Raw genomic sequence first — 14474 nt, 5'->3', positions numbered from 1 at the left:
AATACTCAGTTTATAATTTTTATAATATAATTTGTCCGTAACTGCTTTATTCTTAGGTTTTATAGCCTTCAAACTGAAGTTAAGCAACCACTTTTGTTAAGCAGTATTTATTTATCTCAAGTAACTATTTTTATTATTTAGAAAAAAAATGATCTATTCTATGAATTACTATTTCCTATTATATGATAGTATTCTAAAAAAGTAGAGTAAAATCACTCTACTTTTATTTTTTAAAGTTATGTATCTTTTAGATTAATAATTTGGTTAGAAATTCTTTCAATAAAGTCTTGGTCATGTTCAACTAAAAGCATTGTGGGATGACTAGTTTCTAGAAGTTTAATAATCTGTTCATGATTAAAAACATCAAGATAATTAAGAGGTTCATCCCAAAGATAAAGCTCTGCTTCTTGTGATAAGCTTCGTGCTAATTCAACTTTTTTCTGCTGCCCTTGACTCATTGTTTCTATTTTTTGAGTAAACTGCTTACGTTCCATGCCTAGTTTTCTGAGATTAGAAAGAAATAACTCATAATCCAACTGATGTTCAGTTGCAAAATCTTTTAGGTATCCGCGATTATCATAAATCTGACGAACAATTGATATTTTTATCCCTTGCGGAAGTTGAACAAACCCGCTGTGTTTACCCCCAAAATTTCCAGACAAATATTTGATAATACTTGATTTTCCCTGACCATTTGGTCCAACAACAGCCGCAATTTCTCCTTCTTTCAAAGAAAAATCAATCGGTTGAAATAGTGGTTTTTTATCAAATACAAGCGAAAATTTTTCAAATTGTATCAGTATTTTATGGTGTGAAGCATGGTATTTCAAAGATAGAGGTTCAGTTTTTTCGATATTTTTGAGTAACTTCTCTTTATCAAAGATTTCCTGATTCATCCTCTTCTCTAAATTTTTGGATTTTTGCATCATATTTGCAGCTTTTCGACCGACGAACCCTTTATCAATGCGTTTAGTTTCACTATCAAAACCACGTTTTTTTCTAGATTTTGTAGCTTCTAGATTTCTCGACCAATCTTCTTTTTCTCTGGCTGTCTTTTTCAATCGTGATATATCTTTACGTAATTTTTCATCTTCAGCGAGCTCAAAATCATCACGCAACTGTTTTTCTTGTTCATAAGTTGAAAAATTCCCCTGATAAAGAATTATTTGCTGACGTTCAATCGCTAAAATATGATCACAAACCTGATCAAGAAAATGTCGATCATGCGATACAACGATAAATCCTGATTTCTTTTTAAGATAGGCCGCAACTATTTTTCTGCTTTCCATATCTAGATGGTTTGTTGGTTCATCAATTAGTGGAAAATTGGCCTCATCTAAAAATAAAATTGCCAAGAGACACTTGGTTTGTTCCCCACCTGATAAACTTTCAAAAGGGCGCCAAAGGATTTCTAAATCAACTTTCAATAAAGATAATTCACGTTCTAATTTCCATTGTTCAAATTCAGCTAATTCATTTAGCACATAATAAGTTAATTGTGACTTTCTGTCAGTAATTTTTACTGACAGACTTTCTACAGAAGGGTCATCATGGACATTTTGATTTTTGAAGTTATTTTCATCAATTAATTCTTCCTCTGTCAGTAACTGCGGAAAGTAAACAAAGTTTTTGTCAGTAAGTATCGTGCTGTCAGTAGTTAGTTTTCCTTGTAATAAGTTTAAAAGGGTTGATTTTCCACGTCCATTTCGACCTACTAATCCTAATTTCCAACGGTCATCAATATTTATTTGGGCATGATTGAAAATCAGGTTATCCCCATAGCCAAAGGTTAAGTCTTTAAATTCAATATTTGACATTTAATTCTCCTCTCATTTGTGAGAATTAAGAAATCTAATTTGAGTAGAAAAACTCAGAGTGAGTTCCTCTGAATGTTCATAAATCTCAAATTCCCGCTTTTCTTGGAGCATTAATTTTTGCTCCGTGTTGATTTTGCTTGGTTGCTTTTACTGCTGTCATCCCATTAGTATTTTTCCCAGAAAATTGCGGTTTATTTTTCTTAATTTGTTCTAGTTTAGCTTGCATTTCTTTTTGTTTTTGATTCATTATTTTCTCCTTAAATTAAAAAACTCTTTTCACAACTTAGGTGAAAAGAGCTTTAAAAGATACAAATTTCGACAAATCTCCCAATCTGTAAACATAATAAAAGCCTATTTTATCTAAGTTATGAATACAACAAAAACACTCGATATTTACGAATATTTTTAAAGTTCAAAACTTAGATTTTCAATAGACCTTACCTCGTTCATTTATTTAAGACAATTATAACATAAAACAAAAGAGATCGTCAAGATAAAAACTTGACAGTCTCTTTTTATTAGATTAATGGAATTGCATTCCACCATCAACAATAATTGTTTGGCCCGTAATGTAGTTTGAATCAGGTCCAGCTAAGAATGAAACAACATTTGCCACATCTTCAGGCTCAGATAGACGTTTCATCGCAATATCTTTTGCGAAAGTTTGCATGCCCCATTCATCATCTTTACCAGCATTTTTACCAACTTGATGCGCAATATCAAACATCATTGGTGTTTTAACAATCCCCGGTGCATAAGCATTAACTGTGATTCCTTCTTCTGCTAAATCACGAGCAGCAATTTGAGTCATCCCACGAACAGCAAATTTTGAAGAAGAATAGAGCATTAGATTTGGATTTCCAACAACTCCAGCTTGTGAGGTTGCGTTGATAATTTTACCTCCATGACCTAATTTTCTAAAAAGTGCTGTTGCTGTCTGTGTTCCCCACAAAACTCCACCAACATTAATATTATAAACTTGATGAAATTGTTCAGGTGTAATTGTTTCAATTGGTGTTGTTGGGGCAATTCCGGCATTATTAACTACAACATTTAAATCACCGAATTTGTCGACAACAGCATTCAAAGCTGAAATAACTTGTTCACGGTCAGAAACATCAGCTTTAACCGCAAATGAGTTTTCTCCAAGTTCTTTAGCTGCTTTTTGAGCTGTTTCCTCGTTGTAATCAATAATAGCTACTTTAAAACCATCATTATAGAGACGTTTTGCGATTGCAAAACCGATTCCTTGACCCGCTCCAGTAACTGCTGCAATTTTAGACATCTTTTTTCTCCTTTATTTATTTATTTAATTATTTTATAGACCCTTACCAGTTGGTGAAACTAAAATTTTAACAGCTGTTTCATTATGATGAATCAGCGTATCAAATCCTTTATCAATCAAATCATCCAAACTGATTTTAGCTGTGATGAATTGGTCCAATTTTATTTTACCTGTTGATACTAAGTCAATTGTTTTTGGATGAGTGTTATTATAAGCAATCGTTCCTAAAAGGTTAGCTTCTTTGATTACTAATTTTGCCATATCAACACTAGCAGGCTTGCCCCAAATTGCAACAATGACAACTGTTCCACCCATACGAATCGCATCTAGACAAGCGTCAAATCCCGGTTGGACAGAGGTGCATTCAAAGGCTGCGTCAACTCCTTTTTCATTAATTTCATGAACTTTAGCTTGAATGTCATCTTCAATTGGATTGAAGAAATAATCAGCAACTTGTGCTTCTTGTGCTTTTTTACGACGAAGTCCACTAGGTTCACTGATGATAACAGTATGTCCTTGCGCTTTTGCAACGGCAGCAGTTAATAGTCCAATTGGTCCAGCACCAACAACTAATACCGTACTCTTTTCACTTAAATTTGCCCGTTCAACAGCGTGATAGCCAACTGATAGTGGCTCAATTAGAGCGGCTTCATCCAATGGTAAGTTATCAGGAATTTTATGAACCCAACGTTCATCAACAGAAATTTTTTCAGCCAAACCTCCGCCATTTCCACCCAAACCAATAAAGTTTGAACCTTCTGAGAGGTTATAATGTCCAGTTTCACTTGTATCAGTACCTTCGGGAACGATATAAGGTTCGACAACGACATGGTCACCTACTTTAAGTCCGCTTACTCCTTCACCTATAAAATTTACAACCCCAGACATTTCATGTCCAAGAGTGACTGGTGGTACTTCTCCGGTGATTGGATTAGGATGTTCTGCCTGACGGGCAAAAAATTGGACCATCTAAAAATTCATGCAAGTCTGTTCCACAAATTCCGCACCAAGCCACATCAATACCCACTTGCCCAGCTTTTACTGCTGGTTCATCAATTTCTTCAACACGGATATCCCCGCGATCATAAAAACGTGCTGCGTGCATAAAAAACGCCTCCTCTATATAGGATGGTTGTCGTTTCAGGCAATCAATTAAATTTAGTATTTGAGATTTCTCTCACAAATTTATTTTATCATTAAATCTAATAATTTACAAAAATTTAAAGCGTTTTCTTACTTGGTATATATAGATTTTTTATTGTTTTGTCGTAATAAAAAAACTACTGAATATTCTGTCAGTAGTTTTTACTTTTTGTATTCTTATTAATTGTTAACGTTTATTTCTTCGACGGTTTTTTCGACTGTCACCTTTAACTGGAATTTGTCTTTGCTCTTTGACAAATTCTGGTAATTGATTATATTTCATTGATAAAACCAGCCCTAAGCCGATGATATTAGCCATCAATGCCGATCCTCCTTGAGAGATGAAAGGTAACGGAATACCTGTTAAAGGAACAACTCCAATAGCTGCACCAATATTTTCAAAGACGTGGAAGAGAATCATCATAATGATCCCTGTTGAAATATAAGTATAAAATTGATTATTTGACTTGAAAGTCACTCGAATCATTCGATAAATCAGCATAAAGTAAAGGAATATCAGAAAGGCCGAACCAACGAACCCAAAATCTTCAGCAATGACAGTGAAAATCATGTCCGATTCCCGTACGGGAACATTGACATTAGCAACACCAATACCTTTTCCCCAAAGACCTCCAACACCGACAGAAATCAAAGAGCGAGCTTGTTGGAGACTGAAGGTTTGAGAATATTCAAAAGGATGTAACCAAGCGATAAAACGATTGACCTGATACTGAGCAAAACTGGTACTTTCAAGAAACTTTTGTCCCTCTGGTGAAGCAACTAGAGCAACAATTCCTACAGCTACTGCTGCTACGAAAAGAAAAGCTGGCGCAAGTATTTTCCAAGAAATACCCGAAACTAAAATAATTCCTGCTAAAATAGCTATAAATACTAAAAAGGTACCAAAATCTTTTTGAAATACCGAAATTATAGCGACTGGCATTGTTTCCAATATCAAAAGTCCAATTAAGCGAAAATCATCTTTGAGCACTCTTTTCTTTAAATTATTTTGGAAGGTAACTACAATTCTTGCCGAAAATAAAATATAAGAAAGTTTCATGAACTCTGATGGTTGAAAAAGATTACGTCCGCCAAAGGCAAGCCAGTTTTTTGCACCTGTTGAAGCATAAGTTGCCTTATCGTAGAAAAAGATGGGTAGAACCATTAATATCAGACCTAATAGGTAAAAAAACGGCGTTAAGTTCCATAAAAACCTTGAATCCATATGCATAACGATTAAAGCAACAAAGAGCCCAACAATAACCCAGGTTCCTTGTTGAACAACCATTGTTGTTGCTTGGGTGGGGTGGTCATGACTTACTGCTACATAAAGAGCATAAAGCCCAATTAATATTAACATAAAGGCAGGTAAAATTAGCCCATAATCAATTCGTGAATCAAATGTAAATCTATTTGCTTTCTTGTTTTTCAAAACTAGCTCCAGTCAGTTTAATCTTGTTTTGGCAATTTATTTGGGGCAATTTGCTATCACTTAGTTCTAACTTTTGCTTCAAATTTACAAAAACAATTTTATTATTGAGGTGACTTCTGTTTAAAATCATAAATCCATTCTATTATACAATTTTTTTGGATGATTTGGGCATTCTTTCTCAAAAATTCCAATAAAAAAACACTGAAAGCACTTTCAGTATTTTATAAAATGTGCCCAAGAAGGTCTCCTCCAAAAATCAAAAGATAAGAATATAGGAGAATTGGCAATGGTTTACATAATAAGATACTCCAAGTGAAGAATTTCCAACTCATTTTTGTTTGACTTGCAATTAAGACAAGAGCATCATCTGGCGCGATAGGAGATAAAATGAGGAGCGCGAAAACAATATTAAAGCGTTTTTGTCCCTTTTCTAACCAGGCCATGTATTTATTATATGTTTTTTCTTTAACAAATGTTTTGGCTAACGAAGATCCATATTTTTTCCCAAAATGAAAAAGTAAAAATGAACCCGCAACAATTCCAAAGTAATTATAAATAAAACCCCAAACTGGCCCGAAAATCATGACTCCTGCTGCCATTGTAATACCACCTGGTATAATTGGAACGATGACCTGCAAAATTTGCATACAAAGGAAAATCAATGGCCCTAAAAAGCGATGTGCAACAATCAATTGTTGTAAAACCGCTTGATTTTGAAATGCCCCAAGACGCCAGAGGTAAACTCCGCCAACAATTGTAGCAACAAAGCCAAGGATAGTAATTACATTAAAAACTCGTTTGATATATCTTAATACGTTATCATTCAAAGAAAATCCTCACTTTGGGCATTTTTTTTTGCTTTAAGATAGGCTTCATTTTCTTCAATCCAACCCGGTAAAGACTGAGCAAGAGTTTTAAAGCCAATCTTGTCTCGTGAATCAGTAAAATGTTTTTTTCGATAAATATGATGAACTTGCGGATTTTTTTCTAAACTTCGAATCGACAAGCTAATTTTGCCATTGTATTCGTCGATATCAATAATTTGTGCCATCACTTTTTGGCCAATTTTAGCAATATCATGAATACTTTTGACATAACCAGATTGAATTTCAGAAATATGAATCAATCCTTTTTGTTCAATTTTTTCTTTATTTGATGAATTATCTAGATAAAATTTTACAAATGCACCATAATCTTGCATTCCAATGATTTCAACCTCAACAATATCACCAATTTTAGGACTTTTCTTCTCCATATTATGGCTCGATAATCTCAACTGATTCAATAACCACATCATCGACTGGTTTATCTTGCGCACCTACACGAACAGCTGCAATTTCATCGAGAACTTTATAGCTTTCTTCATCAACCAATTGACCAAAGACAGTGTGACGGCCATCAAGATGAGGAGTTCCACCACCAGTATATGTTTCAGCTACTTCTTCAGGCCACCCTCCTTGAATAAGTGAATCTTTAGGGTAAGGCAAGTTTTTATTTTGAACAATGAAAAATTGACTTCCGTTTGTATTAGGACCAGCATTTGCCATTGACAAAGCTCCACGAAGATTAAAGAGGTCCATTGAGAACTCATCTTCAAATTTTTCTCCGTAGATTGAAGAACCACCCATACCAGTTCCTGTTGGATCTCCTCCTTGTATCATAAAATCTTTGATGATACGGTGGAAAATTACACCATCATAATAACCATCTTTGCTGAGTTCAATAAAGTTTTTTACGGTTTTGGGAGCAAGGCTATCAAATAATTTTACAGTCATTTTTCCGTGATTAGTATTAATAATTGCTGTAGTACCTTTGTAGTTTTCAAGTTCAAGTTGTGGGTAAGTCATATTTTTAGTTAGTATTTTTGTTTCCAAAAATACCTTCCTTTCTTTTTATAAATTAATAAATTTCTGTCAGTAATTTTTACTGACAGAGGTTTTCAGTGACAGCTTCAATCAATAATTTTTAAGGCTTGTAAGGCTTTTAGGACGCCATCATTTTCAACAGAATCAGTAACATAATCTGCTTTTTCTAAAATTTCAGGATGTGAGACTTTCATAGCTACTGACAGGCCAGCAAAATCAAAGAGTTCACGGTCATTAAGTCCATCACCAAAGTTCATCATGTTCTCAGCTTTTAGACCAAGTTCTTGTAAAACTTTTTGACAACCGATTGCTTTAGAACCTTCCATCGGAACAATATCTGAACTATTTGGATGCCAACGGACTAAGCGAATTTTATCAGCTAAATTTTCTGGTAATTTCAATTGATCATCATGGTCCGAAATTGTCAACATTTGATAAATTTCATTTGTTTTATAGTAGTCGGGATTTTCTTCTAGTTCTGCATAAACTGGGCCTATAGCATCGCTAGCAATTTTATCCCATTTTGAAATTTTCAAACTATCCGAGGCCACAAAAGAATATTCACTTTGTTCACTTTTCAACCAAGTAATAATTTCTTCAATTAATTCCGTTGAAAATGTATTTTTATATAATATTTCTCTTGTTTGTGCATTTTCAACATAGGCACCATTGATTGCGACATAGAAATCTGGTTTTAAGGCCCGAACTTCTGGAACAACTCCGAAAAGATTTCTCCCCGTTGCAATTCCTGTCATAATTCCTTTTTCATGAAGTTTATGAAAAACTTCAGTGATTGATTCCGGCATGAAAGCTGAATCTTTAACCCTCAAAGTATCATCAATATCAAAAAAAATGATTTTTATTTTTTGGGCTTTTTCTAATATTTTTTCCATCTTTTTTTCACTTTAATTTTATTTGTACAAACTTAATTATATCATATTTCCTACTTGTTTTTCCTCAACTTTAAACTAAGTGATGTTGAATGGCATAAATTGTTGCTTGAGTTCGGTCTGAAACCTCAAGCTTATTAAAAATATTAGAAACATGAGTTTTAACTGTTTTTAAACTGATAAAAAGTTCATCAGCAATTTCTTGATTAGAAAGTCCCGTCGCAAGTACTTTTAATACTTCTAATTCTCTTTTTGATAAATCATCATATAATTCATGTTTTCGATGTTTTTGTTGAGCAATCTTTTCCTTGACAGCATCGGAAAGGACATCTTCCCCATTGGCAACTTTTCTTATCGCAGATGCGATATCAGCGGCTTGTGACGTTTTAAGAATATAACCTTTAGCTCCAGCAGCTAAAGCTGGAAAAACTTTTTCGTCATCAATAAAACTTGTTAGAATTAAAATTTTTCGTTCTGGATTTTTGGCCAAAATCTTTTGTGTGGCTCCAATTCCATCAAGTCGATCCATTACCAAATCCATGAGAATAACATCTGGGTCAAGCATTTCAGTTTTTAAAAAACCTGACTCGCCATCAGCAGCTTCACCAACCACTTCGATATCGGGTTGAATATTCATGAAACTTGATAAACCTAGTCGTACCATCTGGTGGTCATCAACAATTAAAAGTTTAATTTTTTCCATTTTGTTCTTTCTAAATATACATCATTTTTAAAGGCTCGGCTTCGCTTTAGGGATAATAATCTCAACAGTTGTCCCCGCACCTGGTGCCGAGATTAGTTTGGCATCTCCGCCAATTAATAAAGCTCGTTCTTTGATATTGGCTAAACCATAACTCGCTGTCTTATCACTGGTTGAAACATCAAAACCAACTCCATCATCAGCGATTTTCAAGAAAATGTTTCCAAGTGATTCTCTTAAAGAAACTTCAATGTGTTCGGCTTGCGAATGACGCAAAGTATTCGATAAAATCTCTTGAGCCATCCGAAATAAATTATCCTCAACATTACTTGTTGCTTCAACATCAGCCAATTTAACTGTAATATTTGCTGATATTTTCGCTTGGAGCTCGTCTGTCAGTGCTGACAGCCCTTCTGCTAGACTCTTACCATCTAATTCTACTGGTCTAAGATGTAGTAAGAGCGCTCGCATTTCATTTTGTGCAGAATGGAGCACTTTTAAAACCAATTGTGTCTGTGTTTCGATTTGTTCTTTAGTCAAATTTTGTGTCGAACCAGCAACAGAAGATAAAATCATTGTCGCTGCAAAAAGTTCTTGACTGACAGAATCATGAAGTTCACGTGAAATTCTTTTACGCTCTAATTCAATAATTTCAGCTTTGTCAGCAGATTTTTGCTTAGATAATTCTTGGAGTTCAGCTGACATATTCATAATTTTATCATGAACAGCTTGTAATTCAGGAGATTCAGGTTGTCGATTTTCCTCTAAAAGTTTTATATCATCTTGAAATTTTTGTTGAATAGCCATATTTTCAATATGATTAAAAAGGGTAAAAATCAGCGCAAGTAATCCTGCAACTGATATAAATATCCATAAACCATAGAAATTATCTCGAAGTTCCCTAATAATATTAGCGGTATTTAGCCCCCCTAAAGGTTGACCACTATTCATCATTATAAATAGAAGAAGGTACATAATAAGGATGATACTAAAAACTGCTAAGAAGGTTGTGAAAAGTGATTTTTTCATCCTCTAATCACCTCAATATTTCCTGAATCAACACGGATATTGATTTTAATTCGTTTTTCCGCCTGATCTAAATTTTCACTAAAATAATGAACATTTCCCGCATTAATTTGTGCTGCCTCATTAAAAATTTTTACAAGCCCAGCATTTGTTGTTAAATCAAGTGAAACTCCTACATCCTCAGGAACAATAATTTTTGTATTACCTGTCATTTTTTTAATAGAAAGACTATTGCCAGAGGGTTTAAAAGTAACATCATCAAGATCAATGATATCATTTTGATTTTCATTCATGATTGACTCAGATTCATCTTGAGAAATATCTTCGTAAGAAAAATTTCTTACTTCTCCTTCTCGTGGATTATTTTTCCAAAAAACGATACAAGCAATTGTAGGGAAGATAATTGCTAACCAGAACCATCCCACTGTGAAGAGAATCATTACCGATATTGCCCAAAAAATGAAACTTATGATACGTAATACACGCGCACGAGAACGGGTCGCTAAGACAGTAAAGAGAATAGCTAAAGCTAGAACTACCCACATACGCGGTGTACTAATCACATGAAAAATCAATCCTAATACAATAAAAATTTCTATAATAAAAATTGCTTTCAATTTTTTATTCATAAATCTATTGTACCAAAAAAAAGCTTACTTTTTCTCGGACTTAAGACTTAAATTTTACTTAAGCAAAAAAGAGAAAAAATACTCCATTCATTAAAACGAAGTATTCTTTAAATTATTTAATAAAGAAATATTTTTATCATATCCCATAAGATTTTTCAAAAAGATTTCTACCAGCTAGACTTCTTAACCCCCGGTATTTTACCTTCATGCGCCAATTTTCTAAAATTAACTCGTGACATACCAAATTTTCGCATGTAGGATCGGGGTCTTCCGTCAATTCGATCTCGCATTTTCATTCGATTGGGGTGAGAATCTTTAGGAAGTTTTCGGAGAGCTTCATAATTTTTTTCTTTCTTAAGTTCCTGTCTAAGCTCTTGATATTTAGCAACTAATTTTTGTTGCTTTTTAAATTTAGCAATTTTTGATTTCTTCGCCAAAATATTATCCTTTCATTTATTAATTTAATTAACCAGTTAAGTATATCTCATAAATAAAATAATGTCAACTGGTTAACATTATTTTATTTTTCCTTATTTTAGTTAGCGACTAAAGCTCCACCTTGACTTGAAACAAAGTCTTGAGCATTCCTCTTATTTATTTTTACTAGACTTCCTTTAGTATCCACTCCATAAGTCTCACTTTTTTTACCTTTAATAGTTACCGACGCAGAAGGCATATAATACTGGTCAATTTGACTTCCAAAATAGTTTTCATAAGTAATGACACTTTGATCAAGCTTATCAGTTACTGACTCATCGTTGGCTTGTCTCATTATATTTTGAATAGCCAAATCCACATTTTTCGGTATGAATTCATAACTTCCACCATCTACCATTTGACTTACTCCTTGATATTGAACAGAAACTACTTTGTTAAGACAATCTTTGTAAGCCATAAGTGCTGTCAAATTAGCGAGATTTACCGAAATGTTCGTCTTAAAATCTGATGAAATATCATTTAAAAATGATTGATATTTAAAAACATTATTAAGGCTAAGCATCTTGTTCATTAGTTCTGTCATAACTTCTCGTTGGTGAGCTGCACGTCCATAATTCCCATTGGCTAACGTATCTCTATCTCGGGCAAAAACTAAAGCTTGTTCTCCGTTGATTAACTGCTTAGGATTTCCTGAAAGATAAGGAACATAAGCTTTATATTCAGGTTCTGTATTTGAGATATAAATCGCTCCACTATCTACAGTTTTATCTGAACCAGGCAAGGTTATTTTACCTGAATCAGTCCCTTGATAGACATCTGACCCATTAGTATCATTAACAACTTCTACACCTCCAACGTCATTCACAAGATTTACTAAACCGTCCATATTAACAATCATAAAATTATTAAGATTAAGCCCTACTTGATTACCAATGGTTTTCATAGCATAAGTGACAGCAGATGATAACCCACCACTATTAAATCCTAAAGGATAAGCAGCATTCATTTTTTGAGTAGATTGAATCTCTCCAGATGAATCTTCAATATTCGTCATCGTATCTCGTTCCACTGAAATAATAGTGGTTGTTTTTGTCCGAGGATTTAATGTTAAAATAATTTGTGAATCTGAATTTCCATTCCATGAGTCTGCTCCACCCCGACTATTATCTCCAGTGTCTACTCCCATGAGCAATATAGTTAGTGGTTTTTTTGCAGATAAACTAGAACTTTTTATTTTTGTATTTACATGAGTTTTAGTTAATGTTTTCTCAGCTTGGACATAAAGAACCACACTAACTACCAAAACTAAAGCAACTAAAAGTAACATAAAACGAACAAAGTACATCTTTTTAGAGCGTTTTATTTTTTTCTTCTGCCTGACTTTTTTTCTTTTCATATCAAGAATACTTCTTTCTTTTATTAAAAATTATAACTTATTTAAACTCTTTAATTTTTCGTCAGCTGAGCTATTCAAAACAAGTCCTACTGTCAAAGTTGAAATTAAAAATGAGGATCCACCTTGTGATAAAAAGGGAAAAGTGACACCTGTTTCTGGAACTAAACCAATTGCTCCACCTAAATTGACAAAAACTTGTATCAGCAAGAAAGATGAACAACCAATTGAAATCATTGAATTAAATGGATCTTTTGCCCGCATCCCTACCAAGAGCATTCGGGTAATCATGAAAAAGATGACAGCTAGGATTATAATTCCACCAATGATTCCCAATTCTTCTACTATTACTGAAAATATAAAATCTGTATGAGCTTCAGGCAGAAATCCTTGTTTTTCAATCGAATTCCCCAGTCCTCTTCCAAACCAGCCACCATCTACAATCGCATAATATGAATTAGCAAGTTGATGACCCGAAGAAGCCAAGTCAGTAAAAGGATTAACGAATGCTTTAAATCGAGCATTAATATAAGATCCTGGAATCAAATCGCCTCCACTGATAAAAAGAAAGAGCAAAAAACTAAGACTAATCGTAAGCAACATCTTCCCATAACCTGAAAACCATCGCCAAGAAATTCCACTTGCACCAATCATTATCAAGGCTAAGAGTCCAATAATTGCCGTATTTCCTAAATTGGGCATACTGAGTTCCACAATCATTAGTAATATAATCGGAAATCGCCCCCCCCCCTACAACTTTTGTTACGAGATTATTGCCTTTAAAAATTGCCTGAATATCATTTTTCTCAATCTCTTCTTGTTTGTTAGAAAAGATAGAAGCAAGAAACCAAACTGTAAAAAGTTTAGCAAATTCAACGGGTTGAATGGTTCCAATTCCTGGTAAAGGGATCCACCCATGTGCTCCATTCGCTGATGTATTAGGGCCAACCCTTGAATAAATCATCAGCAAGATAATAATTAGAAAAATTATTTTTAAAATCTTTTCATTTTTTATAATTCTTAATTTTACTCGATAAATAATAATTAAAGCCACAAAACTTATAATTATAAAGACTCCTTGAGAAATTGCCAATCGATAAGGAGATAGCCCCCGGTTAATTTGATAGGGGACAGTTGCTGAAAACACCATGAGTAATCCAACAGCTGAAAGAATCAAGTAAGGAATCAAAATAGATAAATCTAAAAAATTATTTTTGGTAATTTTTTTATCCATGAATCAATCCCCTTTTTTTAATCTTCCAAATGAACTGGAAGAGTGTTTCTATTTGCAAATTAATTAATAACTTTTTCTCCCTCATTTTTTTATTTTTTATTATTGTATGAGTCAATATTTTTTCCATCGGCATGTACCTCAATTTCTGATTTATAGTAGATTTTGATTGTACAACTCCGACTCAGAGAGCTAGAATAGATTGAAGTGATAAAAATGGTCATCTACTTTCATCGTATCTTTTTTCCTACAGCTCCCGGGGTCTGAGCCACTGTTATTCTGTGCTTCCATTTTCACCACCTCCTTTTTAATAAAAAAATTGCCTACGTCGGTTGAACGTAGACAAGGTATTATTTCAAATAAGATACACTATCAAGTGAACTAAAAGTACCCAGTATCGTTCAAGCTTTAACTCCGCAGGGCGATGTTGTTGCACTATTTCACGCCTTCTTTTTTCGACGTGAACTGTTGGCCCTCTCATCGTGTCTCCACGACTCTGCGGCAGCAACCCGTATCCCTGTGGTAGCCTCACCTACCGATGGTTAGAAAATCTCTAACCAAAATTGCTTAAATTAAATTTTCAAAATATTTCCTAAGCAAAAAAATTATAACACGACCTATACTT

General features: G+C 33.8%; 15 protein-coding genes, 1 pseudogene and 1 riboswitch. All 16 genes and pseudogenes read right to left on the bottom strand.

From position 1 onward, the window contains the following. Window positions 1–236: 236 nt before the first annotated feature. On the bottom strand, window positions 237–1817 hold the full coding sequence (abc-f, locus tag QJV49_RS12315; protein WP_023189779.1) for a ribosomal protection-like ABC-F family protein: 1581 nt from the start codon (window positions 1815–1817) through the stop codon (window positions 237–239). Between the two features lie 85 nt (window positions 1818–1902). Beyond that, entirely contained in the window at window positions 1903–2064 is a 162-nt protein-coding gene (locus QJV49_RS12310; RefSeq protein ID WP_225512212.1) for a hypothetical protein, read from the bottom strand. 276 nt (window positions 2065–2340) lie between these two features. After that, a complete protein-coding gene (locus QJV49_RS12305; protein ID WP_012897548.1) occupies window positions 2341–3102 on the bottom strand; it encodes a (S)-acetoin forming diacetyl reductase in 762 nt (253 codons plus the stop codon). Between the two features lie 33 nt (window positions 3103–3135). Beyond that, window positions 3136–4071, bottom strand: coding sequence for a 2,3-butanediol dehydrogenase (locus QJV49_RS12300; protein ID WP_255597739.1), 936 nt, complete (start codon window positions 4069–4071; stop codon window positions 3136–3138). Beyond that, a complete protein-coding gene (locus QJV49_RS12295) occupies window positions 4034–4207 on the bottom strand; it encodes an alcohol dehydrogenase catalytic domain-containing protein (protein WP_255597740.1) in 174 nt (57 codons plus the stop codon). The genes QJV49_RS12300 and QJV49_RS12295 overlap by 38 nt, the downstream gene beginning before the upstream one ends. Window positions 4208–4432: 225 nt before the next feature. Then, window positions 4433–5677 (bottom strand): FtsW/RodA/SpoVE family cell cycle protein, encoded by a 1245-nt coding sequence (locus QJV49_RS12290; protein WP_225512213.1) that lies wholly within the window; start codon window positions 5675–5677, stop codon window positions 4433–4435. A gap of 221 nt (window positions 5678–5898) precedes the next feature. Continuing rightward, complete coding sequence (locus tag QJV49_RS12285) at window positions 5899–6504, bottom strand: TVP38/TMEM64 family protein (protein ID WP_225512214.1); 606 nt, start codon at window positions 6502–6504, stop codon at window positions 5899–5901. Next, entirely contained in the window at window positions 6501–6932 is a 432-nt protein-coding gene (locus QJV49_RS12280) for a CvfD/Ygs/GSP13 family RNA-binding post-transcriptional regulator (RefSeq protein WP_225512215.1), read from the bottom strand. The genes QJV49_RS12285 and QJV49_RS12280 overlap by 4 nt, the downstream gene beginning before the upstream one ends. A 1-nt stretch (window position 6933) precedes the next feature. Next, window positions 6934–7524, bottom strand: coding sequence for a peptidylprolyl isomerase (locus QJV49_RS12275; RefSeq protein ID WP_225512263.1), 591 nt, complete (start codon window positions 7522–7524; stop codon window positions 6934–6936). A 104-nt stretch (window positions 7525–7628) separates the two neighbouring features. Beyond that, window positions 7629–8435 (bottom strand): Cof-type HAD-IIB family hydrolase, encoded by an 807-nt coding sequence (locus QJV49_RS12270; RefSeq protein WP_225512216.1) that lies wholly within the window; start codon window positions 8433–8435, stop codon window positions 7629–7631. A gap of 70 nt (window positions 8436–8505) precedes the next feature. Then, the gene (locus QJV49_RS12265) at window positions 8506–9135 is read right to left on the bottom strand and encodes a response regulator transcription factor (protein WP_003131402.1); all 630 of its coding nucleotides are present in this window, start codon (window positions 9133–9135) and stop codon (window positions 8506–8508) included. A 27-nt stretch (window positions 9136–9162) separates the two neighbouring features. Beyond that, window positions 9163–10161 (bottom strand): sensor histidine kinase, encoded by a 999-nt coding sequence (locus tag QJV49_RS12260; RefSeq protein ID WP_225512217.1) that lies wholly within the window; start codon window positions 10159–10161, stop codon window positions 9163–9165. Beyond that, entirely contained in the window at window positions 10158–10787 is a 630-nt protein-coding gene (gene liaF, locus QJV49_RS12255; RefSeq protein ID WP_225512218.1) for a cell wall-active antibiotics response protein LiaF, read from the bottom strand. The genes QJV49_RS12260 and liaF overlap by 4 nt, the downstream gene beginning before the upstream one ends. 167 nt (window positions 10788–10954) lie before the next feature. After that, window positions 10955–11224, bottom strand: coding sequence for a 30S ribosomal protein S14 (gene rpsN / locus QJV49_RS12250; RefSeq protein ID WP_225512219.1), 270 nt, complete (start codon window positions 11222–11224; stop codon window positions 10955–10957). Window positions 11225–11322: 98 nt separating this feature from the next. Then, the gene (locus tag QJV49_RS12245) at window positions 11323–12621 is read right to left on the bottom strand and encodes an LCP family protein (RefSeq protein WP_225512220.1); all 1299 of its coding nucleotides are present in this window, start codon (window positions 12619–12621) and stop codon (window positions 11323–11325) included. A gap of 30 nt (window positions 12622–12651) precedes the next feature. Beyond that, window positions 12652–13852: pseudogene (locus QJV49_RS12240) on the bottom strand (FtsW/RodA/SpoVE family cell cycle protein). Between the two features lie 382 nt (window positions 13853–14234). After that, window positions 14235–14396, bottom strand: a riboswitch (M-box (ykoK) riboswitch). Window positions 14397–14474 lie beyond the last annotated feature (78 nt).

Source organism: Lactococcus sp. NH2-7C (assembly GCF_029953655.1).
GTDB lineage: Bacteria > Bacillota > Bacilli > Lactobacillales > Streptococcaceae > Lactococcus > Lactococcus lactis.
This window is presented reverse-complemented; position numbering and strand designations above follow the sequence as displayed.